A 17,047-nucleotide genomic window follows, 5' to 3' on the forward strand; every position below is an offset into this window, starting at 1 on the left:
CGAGACAGAGCCAGAAACATGAAACACGACAGCAATGTGACCTCCACCGTCGGCCATCTGATCGACGGCAAGCGCGTCGACGGCGGCAGCCGCGTCCAGCCGGTGTTCGACCCGGCCACCGGCGAATCGCACAAGAGCGTCGCGCTCGCCGACAAGCTGACCGTCGAAGCGGCGATCGCGTCCGCGCAGGCCGCGTTCCCGGCGTGGCGCAACACGCCGCCGCTGAAGCGCGCGCGCGTGATGAGCCGCTTCAAGACGCTGCTCGAGGAGCATGCGGACGAGCTGTGCGCGCTGATCACCGCCGAGCACGGCAAGGTGCTCGCCGACGCGATGGGCGAATTGCAGCGCGGCATCGAGAACGTCGAATACGCGACCTACGTGCCCGAGTTGCTGAAGGGCGAGCACAGCAAGAACGTCGGCCCCGCGATCGATTCGTGGAGCGAATTCCAGGCGCTCGGCGTCGCGGCCGGCATCACGCCGTTCAACTTCCCGGTGATGGTGCCGCTGTGGATGTGGCCGATGGCCGTCGCGTGCGGCAACACGTTCGTGCTGAAGCCGTCGGAGCGCACGCCGTCGTCGACGCTGCGCATGGCCGAGCTGGCGCTCGAGGCCGGCCTGCCGCCGGGCGTGCTGAACATCGTGAACGGCGACAAGGAAGCGGTCGACACGATCCTGACCGACCCGCGCGTGAAGGCGGTGAGCTTCGTCGGCTCGACGCCGATCGCCGAATACATCTACGCGACCGGCTGCGCGCACGGCAAGCGCGTGCAGGCGCTCGGCGGCGCGAAGAACTTCGCGGTCGTGATGCCCGACGCCGACATCGGCAACGCGGTGAACGCGCTGATGGGCGCCGCGTACGGCTCGTGCGGCGAGCGCTGCATGGCGATTCCGCTGGTCGTCGCGATCGGCGATGAAACGGGCGATAAGGTGATCGACGGCCTGAAGGCCGAGATCGCGAAGATGAAGGTCGGCCCAGGCAACGGTGCGGGCGTCGACATGGGGCCGCTCGTCACGAAGCAGCATTTCGAGAAGGTGACGGGCTTCGTCGACGCGGGCGTGGAAGCGGGCGCGACGCTCGTCGTCGACGGCCGCGGCGTGAAGGTCGACGGCCACGACGGCGGCTACTACCTCGGCCCGTGCCTGTTCGACAACGTGAAGCCCGGCATGCCGGTCTATCAGCACGAGATCTTCGGGCCGGTGCTCGGCGTGATCCGCCTGAAGTCGCTCGACGAGGCGATGGCGCTGATCGACGCGCACGAATACGGCAACGGCACGTGCCTGTTCACGCGCGACGGCGAAGCGGCGCGCTACTTCAGCGACAACATCCAGATCGGCATGGTCGGCATCAACGTGCCGCTGCCGGTGCCCGTCGCGTACCACTCGTTCGGCGGCTGGAAGCGCTCGCTGTTCGGCGACCTGCACGCGTACGGCCCGGATGCGGTGCGCTTCTACACGAAGCGCAAGACGATCACGCAGCGCTGGCCGTCGGCCGGCGTGCGCGAAGGGACGGTGTTCAGCTTCCCGTCGAACCGCTGACGCGCGATCCGGCCGCGACGTGACGCCATGCGGCCGGCGTAAAGACGCACGGGCCCGCCCCGGTCGACGACCGGGGCGGGCCTTTTCACACGTGCGGCGGCCGTGCCGACACTCAAGTCGGGGAAGGCACGCTTACGGCGCGACCACGTGCCACATGTTCTTGAAGTTGTCGCCGTTGCGGTCGCCCTGTTTCATGTCCTTCGCGAAGAAATACAGCGGCTTGCCCTTGTAGGCCCATTGCGGGCTGCCGTCGTCGCGCTTGACGATCGTGTAGGGGCCGACCGGGACGTCGGTCGCGCTGGCCTTGTAAGGCGGCCAGATCGATTCGCATTGGCCCGTGCAGGCGCTGGTGCCGGCGTTGGGCTTGTCCTTGTCGAATGCGTAAACGGTCATGCCGTTCGCCGCGACGAGCGCGCCGTTTTCGACCTTGGTGATCGAGCCTTGAGCCGAGGCCGAAACGGACGCCATGGCGAGCACGGCGGAGCTGACGAGCAGCACGGCTTTCATGATTACCTCCTTGTGGTCCGGTGGGCGGCGCAGCCGCACGCATGGCCGGGCGTGCGCGCGACTGCGGGGAATGGTGCCGGAACGCGGCGCCGTGGCCGCCGGTGCGAGCGACGTGAAGTCGAATGGCGGAGGCACGGACCCGCTTCATTCACCATAGGCGGTTTTTGGCGGGGCTGCGAGAAGAACGGGGGGCGCATCGGCGATGCGTATGTCTCGCGCAACGACGCGGCGGTTGCGCGCGTGCGGCGGGATTCGGCATCCGTCCCCGAACCTTCGCGGGTCGAACGGGCCCCCGCGGCGCGCTTTCACGACGGATAGCGACACGCCGCGATGCCGTGCCGTCAGCGAAATACCGGCGCCGACGCGAGCGCCGACAGCACGGCCGGCATCGCGAGCGCGGCGGCGATCGTCTGGAACGCGGTGATGCCGGCCATCAGCGGCGCGTCGCCGCCGAGCTGGCGGGCCATGATGTACGACGAGGACGACGTCGGCAGCGCCTGGAACAGCAGCGCGATGGTCAGCGCGGCATCGCCGAGCCCGAACAGGCGGCCGGCCGCGAGCGTGGCGAGCGGCATCGCCATGAACTTGAACGCCGACGCGACGCACATCGGCTGCATCCATTCGCGCGCCGCGTCGAACTTCAGCGCCGCGCCCACGCACAGCAGGCCGAGCGGCATCGAGGCGGCGCCGAGCGCGCGCACGGCCGGTTCGACGGCGGCCGGAAACGCGATGCCGGCGACCTGCATCGCGATCCCCAGCGCGCACCCGACGACCAGCGGATTCGACAGGATCTGGCGCACGAGCGCCCACGCGCCGAGCCGCGTGTCGCCGTAGCGCGCGAACACCAGCACGCACATCAGGTTCACGGTCGGCACGATCGCCGCGACGCACACGGCCGCGAGCGCGATTCCGTGCGCGCCGAAAAGTCCGGCGGCGAGTGCGGTGCCGACATAGTTGTTGAAGCGCACCGCGCCCTGGAACACCGACGTGAACCCGGCGCCGTCGACCGAAACGAAGCGGCGGACCAGCAGCAGAAGCGCCGCGACGAGCACGGTCGAACCGACCAGCGCCGCCGCGAGCGGCAAGACGGGCAGTGCCTGCAGCCGCGCGTCCGCGAGGCCGTTTGCGAACAGCGCCGGCAGCAGCACGTAGTAGCAGAGCCGCTCGGCGTGCGGCCAGAACGCATCGCCGATGAAGCCCGTGCGCCGGAGGCCGTGGCCGAGCGCGACCAGCAGCGCGACCGGCGCGAGCGCGAGCAGGATGGGGCCGATCATCGACGCGCCTTCAGGCGACACGGGCCGGACGGCAGGCGCGAGGAGCGGCGGAACGAAGCGGGAATCCATCCGGCGGGCAACATGGCGGCACGCAATCGAAAGAGTGACGATGCCGCCAAGTTAACATGCGGATGCAGCAGGAATAATGGTTAATTATCGGGCGTTCAATGAGAAATTCTCATGGATGACGCGGTGACTTCGGCGGCCAGCGCACGCGCGAAACGCTCGGCCGGCCGTGACTGATGTTCGAGCAGCACGACCTCGCGGCCCATCTGCGGCTGGCCGAACGGCAAGCGCGTGACGGGCGGCAGCCGCGCGAGCGTCGAGTCGGGGAGCGCGACGATCGCCGCGCCAAGCCCGCGCGCGACCATCCGCGCGATCGTCTCCGCGCTGTCGAGCACCATCTCCTCGCGTACGCGCACGCCGATGCGGCGCAACTCGGCGGCGATCATCCGGCCGGCCCACGCCTGCGCGTCGAAGCGGATGAACGGCAACGCATCGAGCAGCGTGCCCGCGTCGCGCTCCGCATACTGCGGCGGCGCGAGCAGCCAGAAGCGGTCTTCGTACAGCGTGGTCCACGTCAGCTCCGCCGGATGCGGGCGCACGGGGCGCGTCGTGATCGCGGCGTCGAGTTCGCCGGCCGCGACGCGGTTCGCCAGTTCGGCCGACATGCCGGCCGATACGTGCACGCGCAACGACGGGTGCGCGGCGCGCAGCGCGAGCAGCGCGTCGGGCAGCGGGCCGGACAGCGCGGTCTGGATCGCGCCGATCCGCAGGCGGCCGACGAGCTTTTTTTCGTCGCTGAGTGCATCGGGAATCCGGTCGACCATCGCGAGCACCTGCTCGGCCTGCGCGACGAGGATGTTGCCGGCTTCGGTGAGTACCGGCTGGCGGCGCGAACGGTCGAACAGCCGGACGTTGTATTCGCTTTCGAGCGTCTTGATCTGCAGGCTCACGGCCGATTGCGTGAGCCCGATCGCTTCGCCGGCGCGCGCGAAGGTGCGGTATCGGGCGATCGCGACCAGCGTTCGGAATGCGCGTAGTGACATGGACTCGGTGAGGTGGGCGGCCGGGGCCGGCACGCGGATTGCTCGGTGGTGCCGGAGGCGGCGCATGGGCGGCAAGCCGATCGCGGCGCCGACGACCGCCGACGACCGCCGAAGCCGGCGGCCGCGGCCGGCACGCTGGCGGACATCATGCCCGTGCGTGCGGAAACGGGCAACCGCGGCATCGGCGCGCGCGGCGGAAAGCGTGGCGCGGCGCGCGCAGGCGCTCGCGCCGATCGCCCGGTGCGGGTTTTCGCGAATGGCATCGAGCCGGGCGTGCGCGCAACGCTGCCTGCGGGGGCGGTCGTGATCGTTCGCGCCGCCCGCAAGCGTTTGATCGACGCCTCGGGGCGACGCGGGCTGTCGCGTCGGCCCAACCCTTCGCGGAGGTAACGACGATGACAGACGACCCCGGTGACGTTGCGCGTGCCAGCTATCGCGCGTACGTCGACAAGGACCGCGCCGCGATCGAAGCGCTGATCGCACCGGACTTCCATTTCACGAGCCCGCTCGACAACCGGCTCGACCGCGACGCGTATCTGGCGCGCTGCTGGCCGAACAGCGCGATGCTCGCCGGTTTCGAATTCGTCGACGTCGCCGTGCACGGCGAATACGTGTTCGTGGTGTACGAAGCCGACACGACCGCCGGCAGGCGGTTCCGGAATGCGGAGCGGTTGCGCGTCCGCGATGGCCGGATCGTCGAGGCCGAGGTGTATTTCGGCTGGTACGTGCCGCACCAGGCGCCCGAGGGCGGGTTCATCGAATCGGGCGGCTGACGCGTGACGGGCAGCGGCCCGTCACACCCAGAGGCGGTACATCCAGAACGATTCGTCCTCGGCGAAGCGTCGTACGAACTCGGTCGGCGAGAAGCCCGTGATGCGCCGTGTCGCGCGGCTCAGGTGTGCCTGGTCGGCGAACCCCTCGTCCAGCGCGAGCGCGGCCCAGTCGACCGGCTGCCCGGCGTCCTGCCGGTCGCGCGCGGCGAAGAACACGCCTTCGGTGCGCACCAGCGTTTGCCAGTCGCGCAACGAGCGACCGCTGTACGACTTGATGCGTCGTTCGACCTGACGCGGGCTGTGGGTGTAGCGCCATTCGCGCGCTTTCGACGCGAGACGCCCGACCCAGCTGCGCCCGGCATCGCGCAGCGACGACAGCGGCGACACGCTGCCGCGCAGCGCATGCCAGCGCGGCGCGAGGTGGCGGTCGAGCGCGGCCAGCGCGTCGTCGTCTTGCTCGGCATCGGCGAGCGCATCGAGCAGCGGCCGCCAGCTGTCGTCGAGACATGCATGCGCGTCGACGAAGGTGTCGTGGATCGCCGGCAACGCGACGCCGAACAGCGCGCGTGCCGCATCGGCATGCAGGCAGACGATGCCGCCTTGTCCGCTCGTCGGCGCCCAGCTCGCGACCGGCATCGACTGGCTGCCCGACAGCGTCGCCGATGCGCCGAACGGCCGCCATACGGGCCCGTCGCCGGTGCGCCGGACGAGCCCGACGTCGAGGCCGCGATACCACGACAGGCAGACGAGCGGCGACGCGGGGAAATGCGTGAGCCGCTGCGCGTCGCTCAACGTGAAGCTGCGCGTGTCGCGCGTGATGATCGCGACGACCGCACCTTGCAGCGCAGCCGGCGGCTGATACAGCCGGGTGGGCGGCGACCGGCCGTCGCACAGCACGCGCGGCGCACGCGCGAGCGGATCGGGACACGGCGGCAATGTCGGAGACGGACCGAAGGGCATGACGCCGGAGTATAGGGACCGGCGCCGCACGTGTCGATGTCGTTTGCGTTCAAGACCGGCAGCGCATCGATCCGGACAATCCGGCGCATGAACACACGATCCTCTTCCCGATGCCCGTTTCATGCGGACGCCGCCGATGCGGCGCCCGCGCTTCACCCGCCCGGCGTATGGCCGCCGGGGCCGCGTGCCGGCCTGACGGGGTGGCGGTTGCTGCGCGCGATGTCGCGCGACCTTCCCGGCGCGCTCGCGGGCTGGCAGCGCGCGCACGGCGACGTCGTGCACCTGCGCATGTGGCCCGAACATGCGGTGGTCGTGACCGATCCGGCGCTCGTGCGCGCGTTGCTGGTCACGCATCACGATGCGTTCGTGCGCTGGGAGCGCGGCATCCGCGTGTTTTCGCAGGTTCACGGGCACAGCGTGCTGATTGCCGAGGGCGACGCATGGCGCGACAAGCGGCACGCGCTGCAGCCGAACTTCATGCCGAAACCGGTGCAGGCCTTCGTGCCGTCGATCGCCGCGACGGCCGGTCATGCGCTCGCGCAGTGGCCCGCGCACGACGCGCACTGGCCGATCGAAAGTGCACTGACGTCGCTTGCGATGGACGTGATCATGCGCACGATGTGCTCGGATGCGATCGGCGCGGACGCGCGCGTGGCCGAGGCCGCCGTGCGCACGGTCAGCGCGGCCGCGAACGCCGAGTTCTACCAGCCGGCCAGCGCGCCGGACTGGATGCCGTGGAAGCGCGGCAAGGCGAGGGCGCTGGCGGTGCTGAACGGATTGATCGACCGCCAACTGCATGCGCGTCTGGACATGCCGGAGCACGGCTGGCCGGACGATCTGCTGTCGCGCCTGTTGCGGCTGCACCGCGCCGACATGCGCGCCTGGCCGCTGCAAGCCGTGCACGACGAGTGCATGACGACCTTCCTGGCCGGGCACGAGACGGCCGCGGCCACGCTGACCTGGTGGGCGTGGAACATGGCCGCGAATCCGGCCGCGCAGGCCGCCGCGCGCGACGAAGTCGTGCGCGTGCTGGGCGGCCGCGCGCCGACCGCCGACACGCGCGCCGCATTGCGCTATCTGACGCAGACGCTCGAGGAAACGATGCGCCTGTATCCGGCGGCACCGATCCTGATCAGCCGTCGCGCATCGCGGCCGGTCGCGTTGGGCGCATGGCAGTTTCCGGCGCGAACGCTGTTCATGCTGCCGATTCAGCTGATGCATCACGACGCGCGGTGGTTTCCGGAACCGCAGGCATTCCGGCCCGAGCGCTTCGCCGACGACGCGCCGGCGATTCCGCGCGGCGCGTACCTGCCGTTCGGCACGGGGCCGCGCGTATGCCTCGGGCAGCATCTGGCGATGACGGAAATGACGGTGGTGGCGGCCATGATCCTGCAGCGTCATGAATTGTCCGTGCCGCCCGGCATGACGGCGCCGCGCGCGACGCTGAACGTGACGCTGCGGCCCGGGCGCGCGCTGCACCTGGCGATCGCGCCGACACGGCGGGCGGCGGCGGTCGGACCGTCGTGACGCGGCGGCGTCGCGCTCAGCCCGCCGCATCCTCCCCCAACGCCTGAATGAATCGCGAAAACAGCTCCGGCTGCGACGAAATCCCGAGTTTCGCGTAAAGATGGCGCCGATGCACCTTCACCGTCTCGGGTGAAATCGCCAGCCGTTCCGCGATCGCCTTCGACGAATTGCCGCGCAGCACCATTCTTGCGATCGACATCTCGCGATCGGTCAGCACGCCCGCGCCGAAGCGCGCGAGCGCCTGCTCGACGCGCGCGCCGAGATCGTCGTCGGGTGTCGCGCGCGCGGCATCGCCCACCAGCCGCCAGTGCTGCCGGATCGTCGCGAGCACCCACGGCATCGCGGCCGTCAGCTTGCCGAGCGGCTCGACGTCGAAGCGCGCCGACGCGCCGAGCGACAACGACAGCAGCAAGTCGGGGTTCGGTCGCAGCAGGATCTGGATTTCGTCGTCGCCGACCGCATCGCGGAAGTAGCTCAGGAAATACTCGCTTTGCCGGAACAGGTCGGGCGCGACTTCCTCGAGCCGGTAGCAGCCGTCGGCGAGCCCGTCGTGCGCGGCCTGCAGGAACGGGTCGAGCAGATATAACCCATTGAGGTAAAGCGGCACCGGCGACGCGCTGTCGGAGCCGCCCGTGTCGTATTCGTCGAGCACGAGCGGCACGCCGTCGCGGCCGATCGCCGTCGCGAGCGCGTTGTCGAACGGCACCATTTCGTTGAGCAGCAGCACCAGGAAGCGCCAGAAGCGCGGTTGGCCCAGATGATCGATCGCGCGGCCAAGCGCCTGGTGCATCGCGATTTCGGAGAAGAGTCGATCCATACCACCACCGAAGGGTGTAACACGAAGGGGGAATAGCGGTCCTGAATTTGGCTTCCTAGACTGCCACGCAATCAATCGGGCCCGAGTATGGGTGTTCAAAAAAGTGCAGGGTAGGAGCAACAGGAGAACGAAATGGCGATGATGTCGGAATCGACGGGCACGCTGCAAGCGACGCCTGCCACGGAAGACGCGCCGCGCGCGCTGTCGCAGACGCTCAGCGTGCGCGACGCGGTGATGATCACCGTGTCGGGCGTGACGCCCGCAAGCTCGATCTTCGTGATCGCGCCGTTCGCGATCCAGCAGGCCGGCAGCGGCGCGGTGCTGTCGTTCCTGCTCGGCGGCGTGCTCGCGCTCGCGTTCGCGCTCTGCTACGCGGAGCTCAGTGCCGCGCATCGCAGCGCAGGCGGCGAATACGTGATGGCCAAGCGCGTGTTCGGCACGCTGCCCGGCTACCTGACGTTCATCACGGTGCTGTCCGTCAGCGTGTTCATCCCGGCCGTGCTCGCGAGCGGCGCCGCGCCGTACCTGAACAACGCGCTCGGCACGCACTTCGGCAACCAGTCGGTCGCGCTCACGATCGTCCTGCTCAGTTACGTGCTCGGGATGCTGAACATCAAGACGAATGCGTGGATCACGGGCGCGTTCCTCGTCGTCGAGATCGGCGTGCTGATGCTGATCGCGGGGCTCGGCTTCGGCTCCCCGCATCGCGGCGCCGACGCGCTGATCGCGCCGGTCGTCGCGAGCGGCAATGCGCTGGTGCCGGCCACGCTCGCGGCGATCGTGCCCGCGATCGGCACGGCGATCTTCTGCTACAACGGCTTCGGCTCCGCCGCGTACCTCGCGGAAGACCTGCGCGGCGGCAACCGCAACGTCGCGAAGGCGGTGATCTATTCGCTGCTGGTGATCCTCGTCGTCGAGCTGATTCCGCTCACCGCGATCGTGCTCGGCGCGCCGTCGCTGACGGAGCTGACGAAGAGCGCCGACCCGATCGGCTATGTCGTGCGGTCGCTGAGCAACCCGGCGGTGTCGCGCGTGGTCAGCGGCGGGATCTTCCTGTCGGTGTTCAACGCGATCATCGCGATCGTGATCACGATGGGGCGCCTGCTTTACAGCAGCGGGCGGCATGCGCTCTGGTCGCGCACCTGCAACCGCGCGTTCTCGACGATCCATCCGCGCTTCGAGTCGCCGTGGCTCGCGACGCTCGCGCTGGCGGTGCCGTCGTCGGGGCTGGTGTTCGTGTCGAGCCTCGACGAGCTGACCGCGTTCACGGTCGACCTGCTGCTGCTGATCTACCTCGTCGTCGGGCTGGCCGCGCTGGCGAGCCGCCTCGTGCGTCGCGACGTCGAGCATCACTACCGGATGCCGCTGTGGCCCGTGACGCCGCTCGTCGCGGTCGCGGGCGCCGCGTACACGCTTTACACGACACTGGCGACGGCGACCAAGCCGACCGACCTGATCATCATCGGCGGGCTGCTGGTGGCCGCGCTCGTCATGTATGCGGTCTGGGCGCGCCACAGCGATGCGTTCCGCTCGCTCTGACCATATCGAACACCGAACCATCGAAAGACGGAGGAATTGCATCATGCGCACGAGGGATCTCGGCATCCGCATCGGACTCGGCACGCCGGGCCGCTTCAACGCGATCACGGACGTGCCAGGCGTGCGGGTCGGACATTGCACGCTGAACGTCGAGAACGGCGATGCGTCGATCCGCACCGGCGTCACGGTCATCGAGCCGCGCGCGGGCGCCGCGCACGATTCGCCGTGCTTCGCGGGCGTCCATGTGCTGAACGGCAACGGCGACGCGACCGGGCTCGAATGGATCCGCGAAGCCGGCCTGCTGACGACCCCGATCGCCTATACGAACACGCACAGCGTCGGCGCGGTGCGCGATGCGCTGGTCGCGAACGAACGCGAAGCGGCGGGCGGCCGCGTGTACTGGTGCATGCCGGTCGTGATGGAAACCTACGACGGCCTGCTCAACGACATCTGGGGGCAGCACGTGAGCGCCGCGCACGTGCAGCGCGCGCTGGCCGCCGCGCGGTCGGGGCCGGTCGCCGAAGGCGGCGTGGGCGGCGGCACCGGGATGATCTGCCACGAGTTCAAGGGCGGCATCGGCACCGCGTCGCGCGTGGTCGCGGCCGACGCGGGCGGCTGGACCGTCGGCGCGCTCGTGCAGGCGAACTACGGCGTGCGCGAGATGCTGCGCGTGGCCGGTTATCCGGTCGGCGAGGTGTTGCGGCACGTGCATTCGCCTTTTCGCGCACCCGGTGCACAAGGCGAGGCCGGGATGGGTTCGATCGTCGTCACGATCGCGACCGACGCGCCGCTGCTGCCGCATCAGTGCACGCGCCTCGCGCAGCGGGCGAGCGTCGGGCTGGCCCGCGTCGGCGGCGGCACCGAGGATTCGAGCGGCGACATCTTCCTGGCGTTCGCGACGGGCAACGACGGGCTGCCGGCCGCAAACTACGGCAGCAAGGGCGTGCCGACGACGGCCGTGAAGATGGTGAACAACGACCACATCTCCGCGCTGTTCGTCGCGGCGGCGGAAGCGGTGGAGGAAGCGATCGTGAATGCGCTCGTCGCGGGAAGCGACGTCGAATCGCGCGGCGCGCGGGTCGAAGGGCTGGGGCAGGCGCGTTTGCTGGATGCGTTGCGCGAAGTGGGGTGGCGGCCGGGGCGCGGCGCCTGAAACGGCATGCGCCGCTTCAATCGAAGCGGCGTGGCGGACAGTGTCGTTGCGGCGATCGGCCGGCGCGTCGTGCGCGCGCGCATGCGATGCGTGCGATGCGTGCGATGCGTGCGCGGCGGGCCTGGCCGTGGCGACGCGGCGTCATGCTCAGCTGCCGAAGTAGACGTTGCAGAAGCTGACGGGGCCGACGCATGCGTTCGGGTCTTCCTGCTTCGATTGCGCACGATCGACGCGGCCCGTGGCCTGGACGGCTTCGGCGCGGTTCGCCGGTTGCTGCGCGGCGTCGACCGGCGCGGGCTGGGCATGCGCGACGGCGGCGGTGAGCGACAGGGCAACGAGGGCGAGGTGCAGCGGCTTCATTTGGGTTTCTCCTGGGTCAGTGCCAGTCTCGCTGGCAGTGAGGAAACTATAGGCTCGCACTGCTTAGAGATTAATCACCGCGGGTGCAGAGCTTATTTCCATTCGGAACAAGGATGACGTTGCGCGCGCATCGATCGCCGCCGATCGCCGTCGACGGTCAGTGACGATGGCGATTGAACGGTGCGTCCTTGTCCAGCAGCGCGCTGCGGATGAAGTGCAGGCAGCCGACGATGCGCTGCATGCGGCGGCGTTCGTCGGGCACCGCGTACCACGCGTGCAGCGTGTGCTGGGCGGCGCGGATCGCGAGATTCACCGATTTCAGCGTGCGCGCATGGTGGCCCGTCGTCGGATCGTCGAAGAAGCGCGGCAGCTCGCGCAGCACCGCATCGATCGATGCGGTCCAGTGCAGCGTCTGCGGCGGTTTCGATTCGCAGAATCCGTGCAGCTCGTCGCGCAGGTCGATCACCGCATGGCCGACCTCGAGCGTCGACAGCATCCAGCGCAGCGCGTCGCGATGCTGCCGCGTGCGCTTGACGAGCAGCGTGCGCAACTGCGCCATCAGGTCGTGCGTGCTCGACTGGAAGCGTGCGGCGAGGCCGTCGCGCGTGCCTTCGCATGCGAGCGTGACCTGGCGGCGCAGGTCGTGCGCGATGCGCGACGTGAGCCACGGCATGTGGGTGGGAAACACCACGGCGAACACGATCGAGCACGCGAGCATCGCGACGACGATGGCGAAACCGTTGTTGATCAGCACCTCGGGCGTATACGCGATCGCGTTGTCGGGGCCGGCGAGCAGGCAGAAGAACACCGCGAAGCCGATTCCGTAGCCGGACAGGCCCGGACGCATCGCGAGAAACGCGCCGAGGCCGAGCACCGGTGCGAGCGCCGCGCACAGCAGCGGAAAGCCGTCGATGTTCGGATAGACGTAGCACAGGAACACATAGCCGACGGCCGTCGCAAACGCCGCGCCGACGCCCATCTGCGCGACGAACTTCGGCGCACGCGGCGACGTCGAGCTCAGCGCGCACGCGATCGCGGTGGCGATGACGGCGAGCGAACCGCTCGGCCATTCGGACGCGATCCAGAACGCGCTCATCGCGCCGACGGCGACGAGCGTGCGCAGGAACGTGAAGCCGACGAAGAACGAATTGGTTTTCACCGCGTAGTGCGTGACCGAGCGTTCGAACGCGTGATCGTCGCGATCGAGCGACGCGTTGGTGTCGGCATAGCCGAGATACTCGCCGATGAAGCGATACATCAGCTCGATCGCGGTGTCGAAGTCGAGCAGGCCGCCGGCCGCGTGATCCTCGATCTCGCGGCGCGACGCGCGCGCGGCCTTCGGCAGCGCGCCGTGAAAGCGGCGCAGTTCGAGCAGCGCGCCGGTGGTCGACGCGATCCCGCGCCGCCGCTCGTCGCGCAACGCGGTCACCCGCTGCGCGAGCGCATCGATGTGCGGCGCGAGCGCGTCGAGCACCGCGTCGGACCGGTTCGCGCGCAAGCGTTTGACGAGCTGGTGCAGCGCATGCAGGCGCGTGCATGCATTCATGAACTCGCTGTTCAGGCGCGCGAGCCGGCGGCTGCGCGCGCGTATGTGCGGATCCTCGAACGACGCGAACGCGCGGTTGGCCTCGAAGCCGACGATCTCGTCGACGAAATCGGCGAAGCGCCGCTCGAAATCGCCGCGTGCGAGATCGCCCGACAGCGCGCCGGCCGCGAATGCCGCGAACTTCACATGACGGGCGGTCAGCGAGCGCATCAGCGCCTTCGCGGAGCTGAGGGGAAGAATCAACGCGCTGACCGCGCCGGAGCACGCGATGCCGAGCGCGACTTCCGCGGCGCGCGTGAGCGCGGACTGGAACAGCGTCTGCGGCGTCATCACCGCGGGCAGGCCGATCAGCGCGGCCGTGTAGCCGGCGAGCACGAACCCGTACCAGCGGAAATGGCGGTTGCGGACCGCGAGCGCGATGCAGCCGCCGATCCACAGCGTGATGCCGGCCATGTACAGCTCCGGCTGCTGCGCGAACAGCCCGCCGAGCGCGAGCGCGCCGACGAGGCCGGCCGCGGTGCCGAGCACGCGGTAGAAGCTCTTCGCGAACACCATCCCCGACAGCGGCTGCATCAGCACGAACACGGTCGTCATCGCCGTGCGCGGCTGCGACATCTCGAGCCGCATCGCGATCCCCATCGCGAGCAGCGCGGCGAGCACCGTTTTGGCGAGATGCAGCCAGATCAGGCCGTCGCTCGCGGCCCAGTCGCGCGCGGCGCCGCCGAGCGGATCGAGCCAGGCTCTCCATCGTGCCGGTTCGATGGAAGGTCGCTCGATCGCAGGTTGTGGCTTCATGAAGAAAGAGGGGGCGCGTGCGGTGTCGCGGCGCGTCCGGACGGGTCCGTTCGACTGATGAGGCGCCGATTGTAGGAGTGCGGCGCGCGGGCATTAACGCAGCTGCAGGGAAACGATAGTTGCAGGGCGCGTAACAATCTGTCGCATCCGCTGGAGGAAAATAGCGGCTCCGCTACAGGTGGCTCACAGGAATGGATACCCTACAAAACATGCGGGTGTTTACGCGCGTCGTCGAGACGGGCAGTTTCACCGCGGCCGCGCAATCGCTGAATTCGACGACGGGCGCGATGTCGCGCGCGGTGTCGGAACTCGAGGCGCGCCTGCGCACCCGTCTGATGAATCGCTCGACGCGCCGCCTCGCGCTGACGTCGGCCGGCGAAAGTTATCTGCGGCGCTGCCGCCAGATCCTCGCCGACGTCGATCGCGCCGAGGAAGAGGCGAGCTGCGCGCACGAGCGGCCGGCCGGCGTGCTGCGCATGCACAGCTTCGCGAGCGTCGGCCATCACTACGTGATGCCCGCGCTCACGCGCTATCACACGCAATATCCGGACGTATCGATCGAGCTGTCGCTGTCGCAGCGCATGCCCGACCTGTTCGACGGCACGAGCGACATGGCGGTCGTGACCGCGTCGTCGCTGCCCGATTCGGAGCTCGTATCGCACCTGCTCGGCTCGACCTTCAGCATCCTGTGCGCGTCGCCGGAGTATGTGAAGCGCCACGGCGCGCCGGCGCGGCCGCAGGATCTCGGCGCGCATGCGTGCCTGACGCTCTGCACGCCGGCGTTTCCGACCCACGAATGGGTGCTCGAAGGCGCCGAGGGCGTCGAGCAGATCCATGTCGCGGGGCCGGTGCAGACCAACACGGCCGAATCGCTCGCGCTCGCGATTCGCGACGGCATCGGGATCGGCATGCTGCCGCTGTACGCGGCGATCGACGCGTTGCAGGAGGGCACGCTCGTGCGTGTGCTGCCCGGTCACATCCTGCAGAAGATGAACGTGTATGCGTTGTATCCGTCGCGCCGCTTCGTCGACGCCAAGGTGCGCACCTGGGTCGAGATGCTGCGTGCGCAGGTGCCGGGAATGATCGCGCACGACGTCGAGATGCTGAACGCGATCGAGCGGGAACCGCAGGCCGCCTGAGGGCGAATACGCCGAATACGCGACTACGTGAAAGGATGGCCGCGTGCCCGACGGCACGCGGTCCGGCCGCATCCGTCGTCACGGACCGGTTCGCGCGAACTCCGCCGCGCCCGCAGGACACGTGTCATGTGGGCGCGACGTGGCGTCATGCATTCAGAGCGCGGGCTTGACGGCCACGCCCGATTCGGTTGCGCCCGCACGGGCCGGGCCATATGCGGCATGCGCGGCCTTGTGTTCGGCGAGCCGTTTTGCCGCCAGGCGTTCCTGCGCGGCCATGATGTCGTCCGGATAGTTGCCGGCGTCGCCGAGCGACGGGTTGTAGCCGACCGATTCGAGGTCGTAGAGCTCCTGCAGCACCTGCGCGCGCGTGACGGGCGACTTGGCGGACTGAGCGAACGACAGGGCCGGTGCGGCAAGCAGGACGGCAGCGGCGGCGGTAACGACGAGCGATTTCACGATGTTCTCCTGTAGGCGGGGTGTGAGACCGGTCCGGCGATCGATGTGTGATCCGAACCATCGATGCCAGTCTATGCAGCGCACGCGGGCGCAAAAACCCCGATTCCAGGCAAGCAGATTTCCAGATGGAACAACATTGACGCACGTCGCCCGCGTTGCACGAACCCGTCCGTCAAGACAGGTTCGCGGCAGGGGCGAGCGACGTGCGGTACTGCGGCGCCGAACTCAGAAGCGCGTGCGCATGCCGATCGTGCCGACGATCTGGTTCGCGGTGCTCGATGCGCCGCCCGACGTGTTGATGAACGCCTGGTAGCCGCGGCCCGACGCGTGCTGATACATCGCTTCCGCGTACAGATCGGTGCGGCGCGACAGCTTGTACACCGCCTGCAGGTCGACCTGGTGCCACTTCGGATCGGTGCCGTGCTTGCTGTCCGGGTTCGACACGCTGGCGTCCGTGTACACGTATGCGGCGCCGAGGCTGACGGCCGGCGTCACCGCGTAGCGCACGTTCACGTCGTAGTTGTTGAACGCGACCTGGCCGGTGGAACCGAACGAGCCCGAGTTGTCGTACTGCGAACGCGTATAGACGAAGCCGACCGTCGCCGGACCGAACACGTAGCTGACGCCGCCGCCGTAGCTGCGCATGCGGTCCGCGCCCACCGACCAGCCGCCCTGGCTCACGCTCTTCGCTTCGGCCACGTCCGTCGCGCCCGGGCTCGCGCTCGTCGAGCCCTTCGTGCCGTTCATCTGCAGGTACGCGCCGGCCAGCTTCAGCGGGCCGTTCGTGTAGCTCGCCGCGACGCTGTACGCACGGTTGCCGGCGAAGTTCGTCGAGTTCGAGAAGCCGTACAGCGCGCCGACCTTGAAGCCCGCGATCGTGTCGCTCGTGTACTTCACCGCGTTGTTGATGCGCACCGAGTGGTTCAGGTTGTCGTTGTCGAACGGGTGCGCGAAGCCGGCATCGCCGAAGTCGCCGGACGTCGCGGACAGCGGCGCGACGAAGTCGACCATCGTGTCGTACTGGCGGCCGAGCGTCAGCGTGCCGTAGCCGCTGCTGGTCAGGCCGACGTACGCGTGGCGGCCGAACAGCTTGCCGTCCTGGCCGAGCGCGCCGTTGTTGACGTTGAAGCCGTTCTCGAGGACGAACAGCGCCTTCACGCCGCCGCCGAGATCTTCCGTGCCGCGCAGGCCGAAGCGGCTGCCGTTGACGGTGCCGCTGGTCATGCGCCACAGCGATGCGCCGCCCGCGTTGTTCGTGTACGCGATGCCGGCATCGATCAGGCCATACAGCGTGACCGAGCTCTGTGCATGCGCGAGCGGGGCGAACAGCGCGGTGGCGGCTGCGGCGGCAATCAGGGTTTTGTTCATGTAACTGCTCCTGCGTGTGGGACGAGTGACCAAAGTTCGGCGCCAGTGTAGGGGCGGGGTCGCGCGATTGCGGCCGCCGGCGCGCGAGCGCACCGTTGCGAGTTGCGCAAGAGTGCGTCACATGACGTTCACAAATCGATGCGGAGGCCGGATGGCTTGAGTTTTCGTCGACGGCGCGACGCGAGATGCGGGGCCGGCGGCGTTCGTCGTGTCGCGCATTGACAACACGGGCGTCACCGGCGCGGGAG

The 17,047-nt window shown here is 69.0% G+C and carries 16 protein-coding genes; 7 read left to right on the plus strand and 9 right to left on the minus strand.

The features are described 5' to 3' along the window. Window positions 1-18 precede the first annotated feature (18 nt). Window positions 19-1,536: a CoA-acylating methylmalonate-semialdehyde dehydrogenase gene (locus tag WS45_RS13465; protein ID WP_059690023.1), complete on the plus strand. Its 1,518-nt coding sequence runs from the start codon at window positions 19-21 to the stop codon at window positions 1,534-1,536. Window positions 1,537-1,668: 132 nt separating this feature from the next. On the opposite strand, the gene WS45_RS13470 is transcribed toward WS45_RS13465, so the two are convergent. The 3 genes from WS45_RS13470 to WS45_RS13480 form a co-directional block, all read right to left on the minus strand. Then, complete coding sequence (locus WS45_RS13470) at window positions 1,669-2,043, minus strand: COG4315 family predicted lipoprotein (protein WP_059468071.1); 375 nt, start codon at window positions 2,041-2,043, stop codon at window positions 1,669-1,671. Between the two features lie 341 nt (window positions 2,044-2,384). Beyond that, the gene (locus WS45_RS13475) at window positions 2,385-3,317 is read right to left on the minus strand and encodes an AEC family transporter (protein WP_059690220.1); all 933 of its coding nucleotides are present in this window, start codon (window positions 3,315-3,317) and stop codon (window positions 2,385-2,387) included. Window positions 3,318-3,481: 164 nt separating this feature from the next. Further along, a complete protein-coding gene (locus WS45_RS13480) occupies window positions 3,482-4,366 on the minus strand; it encodes a LysR substrate-binding domain-containing protein (protein WP_059700301.1) in 885 nt (294 codons plus the stop codon). A 45-nt stretch (window positions 4,367-4,411) separates the two neighbouring features. On the opposite strand from WS45_RS13480, the gene WS45_RS13485 reads away from it, so the two are divergent. Continuing rightward, the gene (locus WS45_RS13485; RefSeq protein ID WP_156437138.1) at window positions 4,412-4,756 is read left to right on the plus strand and encodes a hypothetical protein; all 345 of its coding nucleotides are present in this window, start codon (window positions 4,412-4,414) and stop codon (window positions 4,754-4,756) included. 5 nt (window positions 4,757-4,761) lie between these two features. Further along, window positions 4,762-5,139 carry a nuclear transport factor 2 family protein gene (locus tag WS45_RS13490; protein WP_059700305.1) on the plus strand — a complete coding sequence of 126 codons (378 nt, stop codon included), beginning with the start codon at window positions 4,762-4,764 and terminating at the stop codon, window positions 5,137-5,139. A 21-nt stretch (window positions 5,140-5,160) separates the two neighbouring features. Here the strand turns inward: WS45_RS13490 and WS45_RS13495 are convergent, their stop codons facing one another. Next, complete coding sequence (locus WS45_RS13495; protein ID WP_059700307.1) at window positions 5,161-6,099, minus strand: AraC family transcriptional regulator; 939 nt, start codon at window positions 6,097-6,099, stop codon at window positions 5,161-5,163. An 87-nt stretch (window positions 6,100-6,186) separates the two neighbouring features. Here WS45_RS13495 and WS45_RS13500 point away from each other — a divergent pair, with 87 nt between their 5' ends. Continuing rightward, entirely contained in the window at window positions 6,187-7,626 is a 1,440-nt protein-coding gene (locus WS45_RS13500) for a cytochrome P450 (RefSeq protein ID WP_059700309.1), read from the plus strand. A gap of 16 nt (window positions 7,627-7,642) precedes the next feature. Here WS45_RS13500 and WS45_RS13505 read toward each other — a convergent pair whose 3' ends face one another. Beyond that, complete coding sequence (locus tag WS45_RS13505; protein ID WP_059467907.1) at window positions 7,643-8,443, minus strand: helix-turn-helix transcriptional regulator; 801 nt, start codon at window positions 8,441-8,443, stop codon at window positions 7,643-7,645. A 132-nt stretch (window positions 8,444-8,575) separates the two neighbouring features. On the opposite strand from WS45_RS13505, the gene WS45_RS13510 reads away from it, so the two are divergent. Further along, window positions 8,576-9,982, plus strand: a complete 1,407-nt coding sequence (locus WS45_RS13510; protein ID WP_059690025.1) for an APC family permease — start codon at window positions 8,576-8,578, stop codon at window positions 9,980-9,982. A 43-nt stretch (window positions 9,983-10,025) separates the two neighbouring features. Further along, window positions 10,026-11,135 (plus strand): DmpA family aminopeptidase, encoded by a 1,110-nt coding sequence (locus WS45_RS13515; RefSeq protein WP_059700311.1) that lies wholly within the window; start codon window positions 10,026-10,028, stop codon window positions 11,133-11,135. 147 nt (window positions 11,136-11,282) lie between these two features. On the opposite strand, the gene WS45_RS13520 is transcribed toward WS45_RS13515, so the two are convergent. After that, entirely contained in the window at window positions 11,283-11,495 is a 213-nt protein-coding gene (locus WS45_RS13520; RefSeq protein ID WP_059700312.1) for a hypothetical protein, read from the minus strand. A 157-nt stretch (window positions 11,496-11,652) separates the two neighbouring features. After that, entirely contained in the window at window positions 11,653-13,836 is a 2,184-nt protein-coding gene (locus WS45_RS13525) for an FUSC family protein (RefSeq protein ID WP_059700314.1), read from the minus strand. Window positions 13,837-14,027: 191 nt separating this feature from the next. Between WS45_RS13525 and WS45_RS13530 the strand changes: the two genes are divergently transcribed. After that, window positions 14,028-14,975: a LysR family transcriptional regulator gene (locus tag WS45_RS13530; RefSeq protein ID WP_059700316.1), complete on the plus strand. Its 948-nt coding sequence runs from the start codon at window positions 14,028-14,030 to the stop codon at window positions 14,973-14,975. A 153-nt stretch (window positions 14,976-15,128) separates the two neighbouring features. On the opposite strand, the gene WS45_RS13535 is transcribed toward WS45_RS13530, so the two are convergent. Both WS45_RS13535 and WS45_RS13540 read right to left on the minus strand, forming a co-directional pair. Then, window positions 15,129-15,431 carry a DUF4148 domain-containing protein gene (locus WS45_RS13535; protein ID WP_059700318.1) on the minus strand — a complete coding sequence of 101 codons (303 nt, stop codon included), beginning with the start codon at window positions 15,429-15,431 and terminating at the stop codon, window positions 15,129-15,131. Window positions 15,432-15,656: 225 nt separating this feature from the next. Then, on the minus strand, window positions 15,657-16,799 hold the full coding sequence (locus WS45_RS13540; RefSeq protein WP_059700320.1) for a porin: 1,143 nt from the start codon (window positions 16,797-16,799) through the stop codon (window positions 15,657-15,659). Window positions 16,800-17,047 lie beyond the last annotated feature (248 nt).

The organism is Burkholderia sp. RF2-non_BP3, from assembly GCF_001522185.1.
GTDB classification, from domain to species: domain Bacteria; phylum Pseudomonadota; class Gammaproteobacteria; order Burkholderiales; family Burkholderiaceae; genus Burkholderia; species Burkholderia diffusa.